16 protein-coding genes and 1 pseudogene are annotated in these 18820 nt (G+C 34.6%); 4 read left to right on the forward strand and 13 right to left on the reverse strand.

Annotation, left to right across the window (positions count from 1 at the left end):
- Positions 1-35: 35 nt before the first annotated feature.
- The gene (pcaD, locus tag GTK57_RS02380) at positions 36-785 is read right to left on the reverse strand and encodes a 3-oxoadipate enol-lactonase (protein ID WP_152872744.1); all 750 of its coding nucleotides are present in this window, start codon (positions 783-785) and stop codon (positions 36-38) included.
- Between the two features lie 112 nt (positions 786-897).
- Here pcaD and GTK57_RS02385 point away from each other — a divergent pair, with 112 nt between their 5' ends.
- A complete protein-coding gene (locus tag GTK57_RS02385; protein WP_163121146.1) occupies positions 898-1788 on the forward strand; it encodes a LysR substrate-binding domain-containing protein in 891 nt (296 codons plus the stop codon).
- A gap of 33 nt (positions 1789-1821) precedes the next feature.
- Here GTK57_RS02385 and GTK57_RS02390 read toward each other — a convergent pair whose 3' ends face one another.
- The 3 genes from GTK57_RS02390 to GTK57_RS02400 are packed head-to-tail and all read right to left on the reverse strand — an operon-like array spanning position 1822 to position 4638.
- On the reverse strand, positions 1822-2103 hold the full coding sequence (locus GTK57_RS02390; RefSeq protein ID WP_152872742.1) for a muconolactone Delta-isomerase: 282 nt from the start codon (positions 2101-2103) through the stop codon (positions 1822-1824).
- Positions 2104-2119: 16 nt separating this feature from the next.
- Positions 2120-3325, reverse strand: a complete 1206-nt coding sequence (locus GTK57_RS02395; protein ID WP_152872741.1) for an acetyl-CoA C-acetyltransferase — start codon at positions 3323-3325, stop codon at positions 2120-2122.
- On the reverse strand, positions 3325-4638 hold the full coding sequence (locus GTK57_RS02400) for an MFS transporter (protein ID WP_152872740.1): 1314 nt from the start codon (positions 4636-4638) through the stop codon (positions 3325-3327). Before GTK57_RS02400 ends, GTK57_RS02395 begins: the two co-directional genes overlap by 1 nt.
- A gap of 461 nt (positions 4639-5099) precedes the next feature.
- On the opposite strand from GTK57_RS02400, the gene GTK57_RS02405 reads away from it, so the two are divergent.
- Positions 5100-5891 carry a phytanoyl-CoA dioxygenase family protein gene (locus GTK57_RS02405; RefSeq protein ID WP_152872739.1) on the forward strand — a complete coding sequence of 264 codons (792 nt, stop codon included), beginning with the start codon at positions 5100-5102 and terminating at the stop codon, positions 5889-5891.
- A gap of 167 nt (positions 5892-6058) precedes the next feature.
- Here GTK57_RS02405 and GTK57_RS02410 read toward each other — a convergent pair whose 3' ends face one another.
- Positions 6059-7174 (reverse strand): S-(hydroxymethyl)glutathione dehydrogenase/class III alcohol dehydrogenase, encoded by a 1116-nt coding sequence (locus tag GTK57_RS02410; protein WP_152872738.1) that lies wholly within the window; start codon positions 7172-7174, stop codon positions 6059-6061.
- 320 nt (positions 7175-7494) lie between these two features.
- On the opposite strand from GTK57_RS02410, the gene GTK57_RS02415 reads away from it, so the two are divergent.
- Positions 7495-8769: a flavin-containing monooxygenase gene (locus tag GTK57_RS02415; RefSeq protein WP_163121148.1), complete on the forward strand. Its 1275-nt coding sequence runs from the start codon at positions 7495-7497 to the stop codon at positions 8767-8769.
- Positions 8770-8856: 87 nt separating this feature from the next.
- Entirely contained in the window at positions 8857-9849 is a 993-nt protein-coding gene (locus GTK57_RS02420; protein WP_163121150.1) for a TauD/TfdA family dioxygenase, read from the forward strand.
- Between the two features lie 65 nt (positions 9850-9914).
- Here GTK57_RS02420 and GTK57_RS02425 read toward each other — a convergent pair whose 3' ends face one another.
- The 8 genes and pseudogenes from GTK57_RS02425 to GTK57_RS02460 all read right to left on the reverse strand — a co-directional run bounded on the left by GTK57_RS02425 (position 9915) and on the right by GTK57_RS02460 (position 18769).
- On the reverse strand, positions 9915-10220 hold the full coding sequence (locus tag GTK57_RS02425; RefSeq protein ID WP_163121152.1) for a hypothetical protein: 306 nt from the start codon (positions 10218-10220) through the stop codon (positions 9915-9917).
- A 131-nt stretch (positions 10221-10351) separates the two neighbouring features.
- Complete coding sequence (locus GTK57_RS02430; protein WP_163121154.1) at positions 10352-10885, reverse strand: fimbrial protein; 534 nt, start codon at positions 10883-10885, stop codon at positions 10352-10354.
- Positions 10886-10898: 13 nt separating this feature from the next.
- Entirely contained in the window at positions 10899-11813 is a 915-nt protein-coding gene (locus GTK57_RS02435; RefSeq protein WP_228720277.1) for a fimbrial protein, read from the reverse strand.
- A gap of 103 nt (positions 11814-11916) precedes the next feature.
- Positions 11917-14505 (reverse strand): fimbria/pilus outer membrane usher protein, encoded by a 2589-nt coding sequence (locus GTK57_RS02440; protein ID WP_152872830.1) that lies wholly within the window; start codon positions 14503-14505, stop codon positions 11917-11919.
- 8 nt (positions 14506-14513) lie between these two features.
- Positions 14514-15219: pseudogene (locus tag GTK57_RS02445) on the reverse strand (fimbria/pilus periplasmic chaperone).
- Between the two features lie 136 nt (positions 15220-15355).
- Positions 15356-15907: a type 1 fimbrial major subunit FimA gene (fimA, locus tag GTK57_RS02450; RefSeq protein ID WP_152874077.1), complete on the reverse strand. Its 552-nt coding sequence runs from the start codon at positions 15905-15907 to the stop codon at positions 15356-15358.
- A gap of 780 nt (positions 15908-16687) precedes the next feature.
- Entirely contained in the window at positions 16688-17866 is a 1179-nt protein-coding gene (locus GTK57_RS02455; RefSeq protein WP_228720279.1) for a hypothetical protein, read from the reverse strand.
- A 54-nt stretch (positions 17867-17920) separates the two neighbouring features.
- On the reverse strand, positions 17921-18769 hold the full coding sequence (locus GTK57_RS02460; RefSeq protein WP_152874078.1) for an ABC transporter substrate-binding protein: 849 nt from the start codon (positions 18767-18769) through the stop codon (positions 17921-17923).
- Positions 18770-18820: the final 51 nt, after the last annotated feature.

Consider the following 18820-nt stretch of genomic DNA (forward strand, 5'->3'; position numbering starts at 1 on the left):
GGGGAAATATAAAAGCTAATTTCCCCTATTTTTATTTATGCAAAATTGAGAATTGCTGTTTTAAACTCTTCCGGTTTTTCTACATTTCCAATATGTGCAGCACCTTTTACTGCAATCAATTCAGCATTTGGAATTCCATTTACAAGCTCTTGCATTACTGCAACTGGAGTGGACAAATCTTCTGTACCAGCAATAGCTAATGTTGGACATTTGATTTCTTTTAATCGACTACGTACATCAAAATCTGCAACCGCCTTACATGTATTTGCATATCCTTTAGGATTAAATGTAAGAAGCTCATCTAATAAACTTTGTGCAAACTCATTTGCATCCGAAAAACCTGGGTTATACCAGCGATTTTTTGTAGCATCTAATATAGCATCTATACCTTTTTCTAATACTAAATTGGCACGATCTTGCCAGAAAGCAGGTTCACCAAATTTTGCTGCAGTACAACATAAGATAAGTTTTTCAACTCTCTCTGGATATTTAATTGCAAGCATTTGCCCTATAGCACCACCAAGTGATAGACCTGCATATGAGAATTTATCAATTTTTAATGAATCAACAATTTCAATAACATCTTGTGCAAATTGCTCAACTGAGTTTAATTCAAGACCTTGTTCTTGTGACTTCCCATGTCCACGTGTATCAAAAGCTATTACATAAAATTTTTCAGATAAATCCTCAATAATATTATTCCACATATTTGAAGACGTACCTAAAGAACTACCTAGAACCAATGCCTTACTTCCTTGTTTTCCAAATGTTTTATAAAAAATCATGTATTCCTCACTTAAAGATCTTTGGTATATTCTGTAAGTATGATTTTGAATTTTTGTGATATATATTCAAATACTTTTTTTATATCATCATCATAGTTAGAGAGTGTATGAAATGGAATTTAGACTCTTACGTTCGTTTTTAGTTGTTGCAGAAGAATTGAATATTGGACGAGCTGCCAAAAGATTATTTATAGCTCAACCTCCTTTATCTAAACAAATTCAGCAATTAGAAGAAGAATTAGGTTGTCAACTCTTTGAACGGATTCCAAAGGGCTTAAAACTAACACCTGAGGGTGAAACATTAGTTATTGAAGCAAGAAAAGTTAAACTTTCTTTAGATAACGCAGTTGCAGCTGTAAGTAAGTCAAATTTAGGAAGCCTCGGAACTTTAAATATTGGTTTTTCTGGAGCCTTACCCAGTGTTGTTTTACCTGAATTATTTTTACAAACTGAAAAACTATATCCAAATATTGATTTTCAAATTCATCGCAAAGCAAATTCCAATTTGGTTTTAGAAAGTGTTGCAAATGGTGATATTGATGCAGGAGTTGTTTTGCTACCAATTTCTACACTTGGTATCTCACAAAAGTTGATTAGTCGTCACCGCTTAATCGTAGCACTTCCAAAAAACCACCCTCTTGCACATCGACCATCTATATCAATAAACGAATTAAAAAATGAGCATTTTATTACAAATCATGCATATAAAGGTTCTGTCATTCGTGAAGTATTCGTATCTGCATGTAGAAAAGCGGGCTTCAATCCAAACATAGTCAAAGAGGCAGATGATACCTACTCTATTTTAATTTTAGTTGCAGCAGGATTTGGAATTACATTGTCACTTGAATCTCTTGAATATATACAGCCATCTACAATTAACTATATCCCATTAGAAGAATCTGAACATTATGTTGATTTAGCTATTGTATGGCGCGAAGGTAATCCTTCCATACTACTGAAAAATGCATTAAGTACACTTTCACCTATTACATTTTCAAATTAAAAAAAGCCTATTCATGTTGAATAGGCTTTTTTGTTATTTCTTTAATGCTGATGGATGTTCGGCAAGTGCTGTTACCTCCATGTCCATATATGGAAATAATGGAAATCCAGATAAAATTTGATGTAATTCATCATTCGATTCAACATCAAAAATGCTCACATTGGCGAACTTCCCTACAGTTCTCCAAATATGTACAAATTTTCCATTTTTCATATAGGTTTGCCCATATTCACGCTCTTTAACAATAATGTCTGCCCAAACATTTGGATCAATATCATGTGGTTTTTTAACCGTCATTTGAACCATATATAACATTTTATACCTCTCTTCCTTAGTGGTTTATGCTCTTAATAATTGCAGCCATTCCTTGTCCTCCCCCAATACACATTGAAATAAGACCATAATGACTACTTGTTGAATTTAATTCATTGATTAGCGTGGTCATTATACGAGCACCTGTTGCCCCAATCGGATGACCTAATGAAATTCCTGATCCATTTACATTTAATTTTTGCAGTTCTCGTTCGCTAAAATTAAGTGCTTTTGTACAAGCAATTAGCTGTACAGCAAATGCCTCATTGATTTCAATTCGGTCTATATCTGATAAGCTTAGTCCTGTATTTTTTAACACTTTTTGAATTGCGGGTACGGGTCCAATACCCATTACTGCACTTGGTACACCAGCAACAGCCCAATCAATAATTTCAGCAATTGGTTGTAAACCTAATTGATTAGCCATCTCTTCACTAGCAATTAAACAAAATGCTGCCGCATCATTTTGCCCAGATGAGTTACCGGCTGTAACTGTTGCCTCAGCATCGTCCTTTTCTAAAATTGGTTTTAATTTAGCAAGTTGCTCAAGCGTTGTATCCTGTCTTGGGTGCTCATCTTGTTCAATTAGCCTCCCCTTGACAGAAATAGGTAAAATTTCTTTTTTAAATTTACCTTGTTCAATTGCTTTACATGCTTTCATATGACTTTGATAAGCAAGTTCATCCTGCTCTTGTCGACTAATTTGATATTCACGTCTTAAGTTTTCAGCCGTTTCTAACATTCCGCCAAGAATTGGATTTTTCTGCCCATTTGCATAAATCCTTCCGTACTTCAATGAGTCTTTCAGTGTCAAATCACCAAAACTGCCCCAACGTATTTTTGAACTATAAAATGGAGCTTGGCTTAATGATTCTGCACCACCAGCAATAATTAAATTTGCTTTACCTGTTTGAATCATCATAGTCGCATCAATAATTGCTTGAAGTCCAGATGCACAACGACGATCTACGGTATAACCACAAACATGATCTGGTAGCTCTGCATCTAAAGCCAAAGCCTTACCAATATTCGCAGCTTCAGGTGTCCCATAGCCTTGTCCAACAATTAGCTCATCTAAATATTTGGGAATTTCTGAGTTTTTAGAAACCAAATGTTGGATAAGAGGTACGGCTAAATCTAATGGGCTCAAGTTTTTAAACACACCACCAAATCTACCAATTGGTGTACGAATAGCATCGCATATATAAACTTTATTTATACTCATTAAGACTTAACCAGATTAGAAATTGAATTTTCTTGCTCAGTTTTTTTATTAAACCTGAAACCATTAATCGTGAGTATTAAACCAATAACTGTAACAATTACAACATAGTAAGCTGGAGATAAATTATTACCTGTTTCTGATATCAAATAGGTAGCAATATATGGGGCTGTTCCACCCAATAAACCATACGCTAAATTGTAAGCCAATGCGCTCGCGCTATAACGAATATGTGCAGGAAATAAAACAACCATTAGTAAAGGAGTTACAGTACAAATAAACCCCATAACAATGCCGAATATACTTAAGCCAATAATTGCTGTTGCAACTTCACCAGTACTTAATAGCTTAAAGGCTGGAACAATTAGAATAGACATTACAATTGCAGATGTTATTGCTACTCTTTGGATTCCGATTCGGTCAATTAATTTCCCAGCAAAGAAACATGAAAATGAAAATAGAATAAGTGCAATCACATACACAGACAAAGCTTGTGGTCTAGCCATTTGTGCTGAATTAGTCATAAAAGTTAGCATATAGCCTGTTAGCATATAAAAACCTAGACCATTCAATGAAGCCCATCCAAATAAAGTCAGCATATTCATTTTCGATGCTTTAAATGCTTCAACCAATGGTGCATGCTTTTCTTCTTTTACTCGTGCTTGAATTGACTGAAATTCAGGTGTTTCTTCTACTTTATTACGAAGGTACAAACCAATAATTCCAAGCGGTCCAGCAATCATAAATGGAATACGCCACCCCCAAGAATTAATCACTTCAGGATCCATTACTTGTGTCATAAATAAGCCAACTAATGCACCACCAATAATCCCAAGCGCTGTAGCAATTGGATTAATACTTCCATAAAGTGCTTTTTTACCCTTAGGTGCAAACTCAATTACAAATGAACTTGAACCTGCATACTCACCACCAGCAGATAATCCCTGACAAACACGCCAAACAACTAATAAAATAGGTGCCATTAAGCCAATAGACTCAAATGTTGGTGTTAGACCAATTGCAAAAGTAGCGATGCTCATGAGTAAAACCGCTGCAGATAATGCTTTTTTACGCCCATGTTTATCGCCATAATGACCAAAAATAACGCCTCCAATTGGGCGAGCAAAAAAACCTAAAGCAAAAACAGCAAATGTTGCTAGTAAACCTGTCGTTGGGTTATCTGATGGGAAAAAATGCATCGCAATGACTGCTGCAAATTGTGCATATAATACAAAATCAAACCATTCTACGAAGTTGCCAATCCCTGCGGCTGTGATGGCTTTTTTCCGTGCTTTTTCATCTATTATTTTTTGCATACTAAATTCCTTAATTTTAAAACCCAAATCCTATGGATAAGAAAAACTTGATTTTTTAAATTAATCTCAGGAGTTAGAATTATCGAAACCATCTTATCTGTCTAATACCATTTAAATATTTCGCTTATACTATTTTTGTATCAAATATTTTTTTTGAAATTTAATTTAATTTAAAAAACATAAATAATTGTTATTATTAAGAAATAAATACTCACATCAACTCTATAAAATTGTATCTATTTCAGATTACTTCTCCTTGTTTTTTAATTACTATTCAGAATAATCTTAACCTTCACTGAATATGATTAAGACATTTGTACAGTACAAAAAAAGTATTAATTCAAAAAAACAAAATCATAGCTTTCTAAAGCACGTATTTCACTAAGACCTAACTCTCCTTATAGTCGTTTTAACATCAAACAACAGACCTGATGCAAACCTCATTTTAAGGAGTGATTGACATGTTGGAAACCGAACACGAATTATTTGAACGTGATGGCGTAGTCATCATCCGTGGATTGTTTAAAGATTGGATTCCCCTGCTTGAATCTGGTGTAAATACCAATGAACAACAACCCGGTCAATGGTTCCGTGATTACACACCAGGACAAACTCAAGGTCGTTTTTGGGCAGATTATTGTAATTGGCAACGCATTGATGCTTTCAACACCTTTGTGAAAGAAAGTCCTGCTGCTGAAATTGTAAAGTCTATTATGGGCTCTCAATCTGTACGTATGTTCCACGAGCATGTGCTTGTCAAAGGAACAGGTTCAGCCAAAGTCACACCTTGGCATCACGATGCTCCGTATTATCCTGTAGATGCCAAACAAACACTGAGTTTATGGATTCCACTTGATCCTATTTCTCGTGAATCTGCTATTGAATTTATTGCAGGCTCACATAAATGGGGCAAACATTTTAAGCCACTTAGTTTTAATGGCGAATATTACGATCATGCAGGTTCTAAAGAAGAGGTTTTACCCGATATCGACAGCAACCGAAATGATTACAATATTTTAGGTTGGGAACTTGAACCTGGCGATGCAATTGCATTTAACTATTTAACCATTCACGGCGCACCAGGAAATTTATCAAAAGAACATTCACGTCGTGCAGTGTCTTTTCGTTGGTTAGGTGATGAAGCTGTTTATGTGAATAGAGGTGGGAAAACATCCCCTCAATATCCTCATTTAATTGATGTTCTGTCTACAGGTGATCCATTGCCTGAAGATGAATTTCCATTTGTAGCTTAATACTCATTGTCATTTTAAATTTTTAAGCAGACATTCCCTCAATTTGCTTTCACCAATGTTCACCCGTTTAGAACATTGGTTTTTTTATATCTATCATTTAAAAAATTTATTCCAATTATAAAAAAAGCCCCAATAAATGGGACTTTTTTAGTTTCTTATTGAGATGATTAATCTTTGAAATTAATAACTGTACGAATTGATTTTCCTTCATGCATTAAATCGAAAGCTTCGTTAATTCGATCTAAGCCCATAGTATGGGTAACAAATGGTTCAAGCTGAATTTCACCTTTCATTGCATCTTCAACCATTTTTGGTAATTGCGTACGCCCCTTAACTCCACCAAATGCAGTACCTTTCCAAGTTCGCCCAGTCACTAATTGAAACGGACGTGTTGAAATTTCCTGACCTGCACCTGCCACACCAATAATAATCGATTGTCCCCAACCTCTGTGTGCACATTCAAGCGCAGAACGCATTACATTCACATTGCCAATACATTCAAATGAATGATCTACGCCCCAACTCGTCATTTCCACAATCACTTCTTGCACAGGTTTGTCGTAGTCTTTTGGATTTACGAAATCGGTTGCGCCAAATTCTTCTGCTAATTTGAATTTTTCAGGATTGGTATCTACCACAATAATGCGCCCTGCTTTTGCCTGACGTGCGCCTTGAACTACAGCTAATCCAATTCCGCCCAATCCAAACACCGCGACAGAATCCCCTTCTTGAACCTTCGCTGTGTTATGTACAGCACCAATACCTGTCGTTACACCACATCCTAATAAACACACATGTTCAGGGTTTGCTTCAGGGTTTACTTTTGCTAAAGAAACTTCTGCAACAACGGTATATTCAGAAAAAGTTGAACAACCCATATAGTGATAAATTGGCTGACCATTATAAGAAAAACGTGTTGTACCATCGGGCATTACCCCCTTACCTTGTGTAGCACGAACAGACACACAAAGATTGGTTTTCCCCGATTTACAGAACAAGCATTCTCCACATTCCGCAGTATAAAGCGGAATAACATGATCACCCACTTGAACGCTTGTCACACCTTCACCAACTTCAACGACAATACCTGAACCTTCATGCCCGAGTACCGCAGGGAAAATTCCTTCAGGATCTGAACCTGACAATGTAAAAGCATCGGTATGGCAAACGCCTGTATGAGTAATTTTTACCAATACTTCACCTTTTTTAGGTGCTTCAACATCTAATTCCACAATTTGTAATGGTTCGTTTGGCGCAAATGCAACCGCTGCACGTGATTTCATGTCATACCCTTTTTATAAAATGACTTTATTGATGCATTCACTTGTGAATGAAAAGTCCCAATTCACCACAAAAAATAGAACAAACAATAAATTTTTAAGCTCAAAAATCTCTTCACTTTTATATGAACTTCAAGCGCCTTAAGCAATTCGGTTTTTTTGATGCAAGCGTTCTGCTTATATGATTTTCGCTATTCAACAGAGCTACTTATATTGAATCCATCGAAACAGATTTTTAATTTTTGGAGTTTCAATATTTCAAAAATATAAAAAGATAAAACAGCGAATTTAGATAGCAAGCTTTGGCAAGAAGGATTTATAAAATGAAATTAGATAATTTAAATGTCGATACTGTTGTAGTCGGTGCAGGTCAAGCGGGCGTAGCAATGAGTGAACATCTAACAACTTTAGGTATTTCACATGTTGTGCTTGAGAAAAATAGAATTGCTGAAGCTTGGCGTACACGTCGTTGGGATTCACTTGTTGCCAATGGTCCTTGCTGGCACGATTGTTTCCCCGGTCTAGAATTTGATGCAGATCCTGATAGTTTTGTTCACCACGATAAAGTTGCCGATTATTTTGAAAAATATGCCGAAAAATTTAACTTACCAATTCATACAGGTGTATCGGTAAATAAAGCATATAAATCTGAAAAACATTTAGGTTTTACCGTAGAAACATCTGAAGGAACGATTTATACACAACGTATTGTTTCTGCGACAGGTGCTTTCCAAAAAGCAGTCATTCCGCCTGTAGCAGCAAAAGATCCATCTTTTTATCAAATTCATTCAGACCAATATAAAAACCCACAACAACTTCCTGAAGGTGCTGTTTTAGTGATTGGTGCGGGTTCATCGGGCGTTCAAATTGCAGATGAAATTAATCGTTCAGGCAAAAAAGTCTATCTATCTGTTGGTCAACATGAGCGTCCACCGCGTACTTATCGTAACCGTGACAACGTATGGTGGTTAGGTGTTTTAGGCGGATGGGACTTTATGCGTACAGACAATGGACCACTTAAAGGCTTAGCTGTTAGTGGTGCACATGGCGGTATCAATATCGATTTTCGCGCTTTAGAAAAACAAGGGATTACTCTCGTTGGTATGACTGAATCTTTTGACAACAACATCATTAAATTTAAAGCCGATTTAAAGAAAAATTTAGAAGATGGTGATGCTGTACTCATGGCTTTTTATGATGAAGCAGATGCATATGTGGCAAAAAATGGTTTAGATTTACCAACAGAACCACAAGCACGACATCAACTCCCAAACCCAGAATGTGTGCTTAATCCAATTTTAGAATTGGATATGGCAGAGGCAAATATTACCTCTGTTATTTGGGCTTCAGGCTTTAGTTATGACTTTAACTGGCTACAAGTGAATGCATTCGATGAGTTCAATAAACCAAAACATAAACAAGGAATTTCACCTGAGCGTGGCGTTTATTTCTTAGGTTTGCCCTATTTAACAGGTCGTGGTTCAAGCTTCATTTGGGGTGTTTGGCACGATGCAAAACACATTGCAGAACACATCGACATTCAGCGTAAATATCTTGAATACACCACTGATAAAAATCTGCTGAAAAACACAGCCTAAATCTTAATTCAACATGCACATATTCACCTTTGGAATATGTGCATGTTTATGTATGACAAACAAACACATTCATGAGGATTGGGGAAAATGAATACAATATTGAAAGAAAAAATTACCGATAAATGCGCATGGGTTGGAAGTGAAATCGCAAATAATACCGATTGGATTTACCACCTCACCCCACATGTTTTAAATGTTCTTGATGCTGTACAAGCAAAACTAGAAGCTCGAAATTTAGTTGCACCCGATTTTGTTAAAGAAGATGCATTGATTGACGATCCTGAATTTTTATTCCAAATTGATTACATTACAAATGAACTCGAAAATGGTTACGGATTCATTGTGATTCGTGGTTTAGATGCCAATAAATACAATGAAAACCAACTGGCAAATATTTATTATATTTTAGGTTTGCACATGGGTAATTCCGTTACTCAAAATGCACGTGGTGATCTTATTGGTTATGTCGAAAATATTGGTGATAAAACCCAGAAAATGACGCGTGTTTATGAAACCAATGATTATTTGCCTTACCATGCAGACCTAAGCGATGTTGTAGGCTTACTTTCAATTCGTAAAGCTAAACAAGGTGGTTTAAGCAGTATTGTCAGCTCATCTACGGTTTATAATCGAATTCTAGAAAAATATCCTGAATACTTAGGCTATTTTTATCATCCTGCTTGGTATGACCATTTAGGTGAAATTGAACCTTCTTTATCTCCTATTTTTAGTTATTTTGAGGGAAAATTAGCATGCCGATATTTACGTTATTACATTGAACTTGGGCATGATCGTCGTCAAGTTCCGCTTTCACAAGTTCAAACGGATGCCTTAAATATTTTTGATAAAATCAGCCAAGAATCAGATCTTAGACTTGATATGATGCTTGAACCTGGTGATATTCAATTCTGTAATAATTATTGTGTTATGCACTCTCGCTCCTCTTTTGAAGATTATGATGAGGTTGAAAAACGTCGTAAATTATTACGTTTATGGCTACAAATGCCAAATGCTCGGAAACTGGCGAAAGACTTCCCTGGTCGTAATGGTATTCCAAAAGGATTAGGTCAAGCAGCTTAGATTATTTGCTTAAAAAGAGGCTTTATGCCTCTTTTATTATTCTAAGATTTATATAATTGTTTACTTTATGCCTGATTAGTGTTTTTCCAAGCCATAAATGCTCCATCCATTCTTTGTTTTTGTTCTTTATTTACAATTTGATAAGAATAGAATCGATCATAATCCTTTCTAATTATACTACTTTCAATTCTTTTCGCTAATGCATCAACACTAAGTTTACCTTCCTTAAAATAATGATTGATGGCGTTCTCATCTAAGTAGATAGATTTATCCCAAGTCACAAAACTATTGTGAATAGCAATACGGAGATACATTGCACTTTCATCTTGATATAACTCCCAGAAATAAGGCTCAATTTCTATTAGTTTCATATTTGTTAAGTGCTTAATTCTAATTATTGATTATAAAATTTTAACATCTAAAGGTCTAAAAAATCCGCATAAATTTCTTTATGCGGTGTTTAAAGCTAAAACTAAATGAACACTTAGAAGCTATACTTTATTTAATCATATTGAATTGTAAATTGTGCATTAGCATTAGCAACACCTGGGGTTACTGAATCACGAGTAACAATATAATTAGCATAAAAGTTTGTAACAATCCGACCATCTTGATCAGCAGTTAAAGTCTGACTTTTCGTATTAAGAGGAAGTCTTTTTTTATCATGATCAAGAAGCTCAATTGCTACGTTTTTCGCCATATTAGGCAAGCTCTCAAGTGCTAAAAATTCAGGGTTTGAAACATCTCGAGTGCCACTAAACGTTAATGTTATTGGGCTATTAGGATGACAGTTACTCAAAGTAAAAGGAATAGGTACAGGTTTTGTTTTAGTGCCAACACCATTCAAACTCTTAATAGAGTGAACACCTAAGTCAATATACTTATGTTGCTCTGATTCTAAGACACCACATGTAGATGTAGTGACCTCACCAAATAATTCCACATTAATTCGTGCAAGTTCAGTCAGAGCGGCATAGCCTATATGGCTAAAACCTATACAAACAAATAACAGCCCCGTTTTTATAAATAAATTCATATAAATAAACCTCTTATTCAAAATCAACTCGTAGATAACCACGAGCTCTAAAAGGTCCAACTTCAGGTGCTTTTCCAGTAAGACTAATTGGCCAAGCTTTAATAACAACATTTACAGGAGGATTATTAAATATAAATGGAATAGTACTATTTATATTATTTGGTATTAAAACCTTTCCTTTATTATCTGATATTTTAACCCCAATATCAGGATTACTCGTTTGCATGATTTCGCCAGAGACTAATTCTGCTTCTAGTCGAATTGTTAAAGCAGCATACGAATTAATATTCTTACATTGAATAGCTAAAGTTCTAACTTGTTCATTTGTACCCACTGGTTTATTACCAGCACCAGCTTGAACAAAAGCCTGAGATGAAATTTTACCAAAATCAATGTCCAGAGTGTCCCCAACTCCAATATCGCAGCTTTGAGGCACAGTAACACTACCACTATAAGAAATTTCATAAACAGGAGTCGTTAGCGCATCATATCCAATAGTGACATACACCTTAAATAGCGTACGTTTAGGTATTGGAATAAAATCAATAAAAGGCTTAATCACTTTTAAGCGAAATCTAAAGTTCGAATCTGTAACTGGAAAAGCAGTCCCTTTGGAAACATTTGGATGAGATCCCATTTGTTTATGGTCAACAGGAGGATAAAAAGTTCCAGCATAAGAGTCTGTAATCGCCATTGCACCCAATAAATAATCATTGAGTTTAAGATACTGATACCCTCCAAGCGTCTCTACAATAGGAAACTCTGTTACATAGCTACGTCTTGTTCTATTATTACTCTCACTAGAACTGTGCTTCGGACAAACGGCGGTAACTCTATAATTAAACTGTTTTAAAAGCTCTACGATTTCTCCAGGCTTATTATTTGAGCTAGTGAAGGTATTTGATAAGTCATAAAATACTTCATCCACTACCCTTGTCCTTTTGAATTCCAACATATATGTGCATTCGCTTGAATAGAACAACCGAACAGTAAAGCAAATATTAAAAAATTAAATTTCATTTCTTGTTTACCTATTCACATTCAAGTTCAAACTGAATGATAGATTGAGAAAGATCAGCTTCAGAAATATCATAAGGAATTGAACAACTCGAGTTACTATCACTTCCCCATGTAACATTTAAGGTTCCTTTATGAGGCAAGCCTGTTAAATAAACGCGCCCCTCATCGGCAACAAAACCTTGTGAAGAACTTTCAGTTTCAATAACACTACTTGCATACGGTATAAACTCACCATTCTTAGATAAAGTAACCAATGCTCGTACACCCACATTTGCTGTAAATGTTGCTCGGGAAATAGCACCTTGTATTGGAACTACATTTTCAACGTTATTATTAATTTCCACATTGTCGCCAAAACTATTTGTATCTAGTGCAATACGGTTTTGTCTATATGCACTTGCATAAGGAACAATTGCATAGCCTCTCCAATCTGTTTTTACACCAGTATAGTTTTCAATTTTAATGTTTTTAGCACCAGGAACTTTTACTAAAATAGCTGTGTCACTTATTACCTGACCAAATGTAATGCCATTCGCATGGACAAGCGCTGAACCAGATGCATTATATGAAAATTGGTTATTATCTTTATCATAACTATAACTTGCACCGACATTACCATACCCACCTTGATAACCGACACTCACAGAACCATTACTATCTCGATCATTAATATAGCCCTGACTAAGGCTATAGCTTAAATTACGATCTTCTAATAATGTGCCATTAATGCTTGTATTATATGAAGTATTACCATGAGGCCCTTGGTTTGTTGATGCTGTAACATAAGATCTACTACGTTGATTTTTATCTCTATACGCCTTAGAAAATAACTTATCTAAAGGAAACGATACATTTGCAGTAAACTGTGTGTCACTCTGATCAACTTCAGATGATCGAACATAACTTGCAGCCAATGAAAAGTTAAAATCATTCCAAGAATTGGCATAACCAGCTTGAAACCATGTATTTTTGTTTTTTGTTCCCCAAAATGTCTGTTGGTTGCCAGATAAATATATAGATCCATACTTTTTACCGAAAGAGTGAGAAATATTCGCCTCAAAACGCCCTTTTTTTGTATTATTTAAATTATAGTAATCTGTAATACTCGGGTTTGTAGATCCTGAATCACTCATCTTATTATAGGCAGTATCATTTAACGTATAGAATCCTCTAGTTGAATATCTATACCCTAACAACCTAAAAGTTGTACCTGTATTAATTAATGATTTTGCATATAAAAATCGGACTGACTGACCATCATGGGTAGAATTATCGGCCAATGTACTATTCGCATGCGTGATATCAAAAGACACAGCACCATACTGACCTAAGTTACTACCTAGACCTAATAAAAAACTTTGATATCTATCGGATAGCTGTGTTCCAGAATATATAGAGAATCCGCCACCTAAACCATGTGCTAGGGTTGATTGAACAATAGTTGGATTTTCTTGAAATTTATGCCCACTCCTGAATCGTCCAGCAATCACATTATATTTAGTCCTACCTTCGCGTTGAAAAATAGGTAATGTTGAATATGGGATAATATAGCGCTGCTTAGTTCCATCATTTTCTTCAATAGTAATGTCTAAATCACCACTGGTATTTGTCTGATTTAAATCATTAATTGTAAAAGGACCTGGCGGAACAGTAACTTGCTGAACAATATTTCCATTTTGTTTGATTACGACTTTGGCATTGGTTTTTGCAATACCTCGTACGGTAGGAGCATAACCTTGTAGACTATCTGGATAAATATTATCTAACGATGATAGCTGAACACCACGAAAGCTAAAGCTATCAAAAATATCATTATTGGATGAACTATCACCAATGGTTAATTGGCTACTGATCGGTACTAATGTTTTTTGAGCATATGTATTTAAATTAGTCCAACTTTTAGATGAGCTATTTTTATTAGAATTATAACTAAAGCTACTTGAGTTACGAAATTGCCAAGAACCCAAATTAAATCCACTGTCTAAGCCTAAAAAAATGCTCTGACTTTTGTCATTTGAATTATTGTATCCCGACAAATTATAGTTAGTAAATAAACTTGAAATACCATTATCCCATTGTTCTGGTGGAATATATCCACGAACCTGGTTTTTAAGAGATATTTGAGGAAAAGTTACAGATAATTTTTGTTTATCAAATTGAAAGTTAGATGTAGAGTCTTCAATAATAGAAAGAAAATCAATACAAGTCGAATTTCCAGCGATAGTTAATTCTTCATACTGATTTATATTAATGCCAAATTGCTCCAATGTTTTTAAATTAAAACACGGAAATAATCCTGTAGGGTCATTAATATCAGGCTTCTCAATAAAATTTACATCTTGTGTAAACATGAATTCATTATTAACTGAGACTTCAACACGATATATACCAGGCAACTGATGTGTCGTATTCTCAAATTTTGACAAGTCAGAAATTTGACTTCCAGATAAACCATCACTCAAAAATGCAGGATTAAATACCTGCTCGGCATGAAGGTTAGTCGTAATAAATAAACTCAATACAACCGATACAGGATATGTAAAATATTTACTTTTCACATATGTAATATTGATTTGATGTATTTTAAAATGAGTAGTCATCATAAATATCAATGTAAGTTAATTTCAGTTTTCGGTGTTAATCCGCCGAAATCATTAACGGTTTGATAACTAAAGTTTTTACCAAACACACTAGAAATTGTAGTTTTTTCAAATGGTGCTGCCATAACATTTGGTTGCTTTTTATCACCAATATAAACATTCACAAATGAAATAAAGTACGGTGACTTATTATCTACCACAATCCCATTAGAACCTTTCTCGAAAGAAATCATCTCTAAAGCTTTTTCAGATTTATATGGCAAATCATTTGGACGAACAAATAATTTAATTCGCGATAAAACTGCAAGCTGTAAAAGATTTTTACTTTCTAAGTCTTCTTTATTTACTGATGGAATTGATTTTACATTTACCCAAAAAAACAGATTCGCGGTCGAATGGTAAATTATTAGCAACATTTACAATCCTAAGAGTATTCTCGGTATTTGCTTCAGCAACAAATAAAGGCGGAGTAATTAAAAAATCTTTAGATTTTTTTTGATAATCAGTTTCTATCCAAGAATTTATTAAATATCGATCATTCTTACTATGATTAATAACAGGTAAAGAAACTTGTTTTGCATCAATAGGGTAAATAACGCGAGTAACACCTAAAGAAACACCACCAATAGCCGTATTACTTGCATAAGAAACAGTGGTAAGACATGATAAAATTAAACCTAAAACAATAAGGCTTTTTCTAAATAAATTTGACATTATATTAATCTCTTGAATAGCTTACAGATTACACACGTTAAAATTAAGATTTTTATTAAAACTTTACGGCGATATAAATCGCCATAAAGTTTTTTTATATTATTTTGAAATAGTTATTATTCTAGATAATGATTATTTATTCATACTTAACAACGAAAGTTGCATCAGCATTTGCTGTACCTGGAGTCGCTGTACCAGTAGATACATAACGTGCAGTAAAGTTAAGATCGTTATTACCTTCTAATAAAGTTTTAGGGTTAGAGAAATCCTTACCACTAAAACCTAAAATTTTAGATTTATCATCAGCAACTTCAATACCAACATTCTGTGCAGCTGTTGCATTAGTACCGCCAGCAGATACAGATAGTAGTTCTGGATTTACATCAGAAGTTTGACCATAAAAAGCAACAGCCGCTGTCGCCTGAACAGTAGGATCACAATCAACTAGTTGAATTTTAAACGGTACAGGTGTTGTTTTTTTACCAGCTTCTGCTAATGAAGCTGTGCGGTATTGACCTAACTCAACAGTTTGATTTGCAGATGCTGTGCTAACAGCACATGCTGCATTTACCAACTCACCCGTAAAATGCACAGTTCCACCATTAACGGTTATAGGATCAGCAGCAAATGCTGTAGCTGAACATAAAACTGTTGATAATAGAGTTAAATTTAATGCATTAATTTTCATAAGAATACCCTGTAATTATTAAAAAAATTGTTTACCAAACGGTCTACGCATAGTACTTACAAGAAGTTACTTACAGGGTAAAGTTGCGTTCAATAATCACACATAAAAAGTAAGGATTTGTTTTTTATGTAAAAATCACTTAATATATAATTTAAATAAACTACACTATATTTATAGGGTAATTATTATTTTAAGCATAAACACCACACATACCTCACAATATGTATATGTTTTTAAACAAGTTAATCGGTATAGATGGTTTTTTAAGCGAGGTTTTAACTCTAAAACCTAATATTTGATTTAGTTCTTTTTTTTAAATTTCAATCGCAATATATGTCACATTTATGTAATAAACCCAGATTTACCACATAAATTCATTAAAAAGAGCTACCTATGAGTAATATTTTAGGTATAAAAGAAAATGAGGTTTGCAACTTCTTTTACAACCTATCCATTAACAATCGAGTGTTACATCAACTCAGAATACATCTAATATTTTTATGTTTTTAGTTGATTCTTACTCGAATTTAGATCACCACAACGCCCCTATTATTAGCTCTTCGCATAATGCATATTTAATTGAAAAACATTAGATTTAAAGTAATACAACAAAATCCAAGAAAACATGTATTGCATAGCTATATAGCGCTTTTTCCTAGCTCAATTATTTTCAGCATTAGGATTAAATTAGTGAATAGAGTTTTAAAATTCATACTTATAAAATAAAAACACCGCATAAATTTCTTTATGCGGTGTTTAAAGCTAAAACTAAATGAACACTTAGAAGCTATATGAAACTTGTAAATTCACCTGTTTATTTGTGCCTTTATCTCCACCAGAAGCATAAGCATCATCAAACCCTGATGCTGTACTTAACATCGCATCATTTTTACCTAGAATATATTCAGCATAGAATGTTAAGTCCTTATAACTTGCTGCTGCACCAATAATATTACGTGTAGACGTTGCATAGCCTTTTTCATCTTTATCGTAGCTGCTATACATCGCATAAGTGCTGATCGAGTCAAACTTACCTACATCTTTAAAGGTATAACTCACATCAGCTGTATAAAAAGTTCCTTTATTCGCAACCATGTAGTTATCATCAAATGATCCCATTAAAGATGATTTTGGATTAATCGGATCTTTATTATCTACATCATTTTGACCTACAGTTAAGCTAACTGCTAAATCGTTGTAAGCAAGGTTCCCAAATAGCGCCCAAGCTTTACGATCACCTGTTGCGTTGTACGTTTTATTATCAATATCTGAATACCAATAAGATGCGCCCACATTAGAACTTAAACCTTCGGGTAATCCACCAATATCTTGTTGCACACGAACAACAAACATATTCTTTTCATCTAAATGTGCATTGCCAGATGTATTAGGGTTTACATAATTTGATGAGTATCTGCTTGCATCTTTAGAAGAACCGCCATAGTTACCACCATCACCTACAAAATAAGCAAGTTCAACTTTGGTTCCTGAATCAAATTTACCCTGATATTTCAAACCTAAATTATGAACATCTTCTAGACCAATTTGGGTGATTATACCGCCATAGTTATTACTTTCCCAAAAACGACCTGGACCAAATGGTACAGCTTGTAAACCTGCTTGTACCAAGTGATTATCATTAAAGTTATAACCTGCATACGTATCTACAAGTGTAGAAAAATCACATAACTTATCAAACTGATAACAACGGTATTCAATATGTCCAAATATTTTTGGTGACTTATAGTCCACATTAATTTTAGCAGCATCAAAAGTTAATTTATGGTCGCTATCAGACCAGCTTTTATCTTGGTATTTAGCACGTAAAAAACCTGAAACTGAAAGTTCCCCCAAATCTGTTTCAGGATTACCAATTTTTAAATCTGCTGCTACAGCTGGAGTCCCCAAGCACCCTAAAACTACGAGTGCGATACATTTATTTAACGCATTTTTTTGCATAATGATGTTCTCATTTAAGAGCTGATTAAAAAACGATTAATTCGGTTGAATAAATTATTGAGGCATATACTTTTGCACTTCTTCATCGGATGGTGCTTGTAAGTTATATTTCGCGATGAGCTTGTCGTATTCACCCGATTTCTTCATTGCATCTAAGCCTGACTTCACTTTTTCAAGCATTTCAGCATTTCCTTTTGGTATCGCAATACCACCAAGCACAGGAAAGAACGGTTCTGTAGAACTAATTTGGATACGACCTTTCAGTTTATCTACCGTACTTTTCGCAACACTCGCATCGTCATAATGTGCATCTACCGCTTTTGCTAACAATGCTTGTACAGATTCAGGTGATGTATCAAATTCACGAACGGTAATTGCGCCTTTGCCTTTAGCAACACAACTTTCAGCAGACATTTCATGTAATTGTTTTGGGAACATTGAACCTTTTTGTGCTGAGATGGTTTTTCCGCATAAATCATCACGTGTTTTCGGTTGATAAGGTGAGTCTGAAAGTGCAATTAATGCTTCCGTTGTCATGTAATACGGAACCATGTCTACTTTTTCTAAACGCTCTTTTGTGATGTATAAAGCTGACATTACTAAATCAAATTTCTTCGCCTCTAAACCTGTAATTAAATTAGAAAAACGGCTGTCTACAAACTTGGCAGTTTCACCTGAATTAGCAAATATTCCATTCGCAATATCAATATCAAAACCAACAGGCTGATCATTTTCAATAGACTCAAATGGAGGGAAAGTCATATCACTACCAATTTGATAAACCTTTGCAGTCGTTTCCGTTTTATCTTCTGCTTTTGATTCAGTTTTTTCGCTACATGCAGTTAATCCCCAAACTAAACATACTGCTGCAACAAGCGGTTTCATCTTTAACATTGCATTCATTTTGAAACTCCCATGACACATTTTTAATTGGCTTAAAAATGTTATACGTGA

This window comes from Acinetobacter portensis, assembly GCF_010646905.1.
Taxonomy (GTDB): Bacteria; Pseudomonadota; Gammaproteobacteria; order Pseudomonadales; family Moraxellaceae; genus Acinetobacter; species Acinetobacter portensis.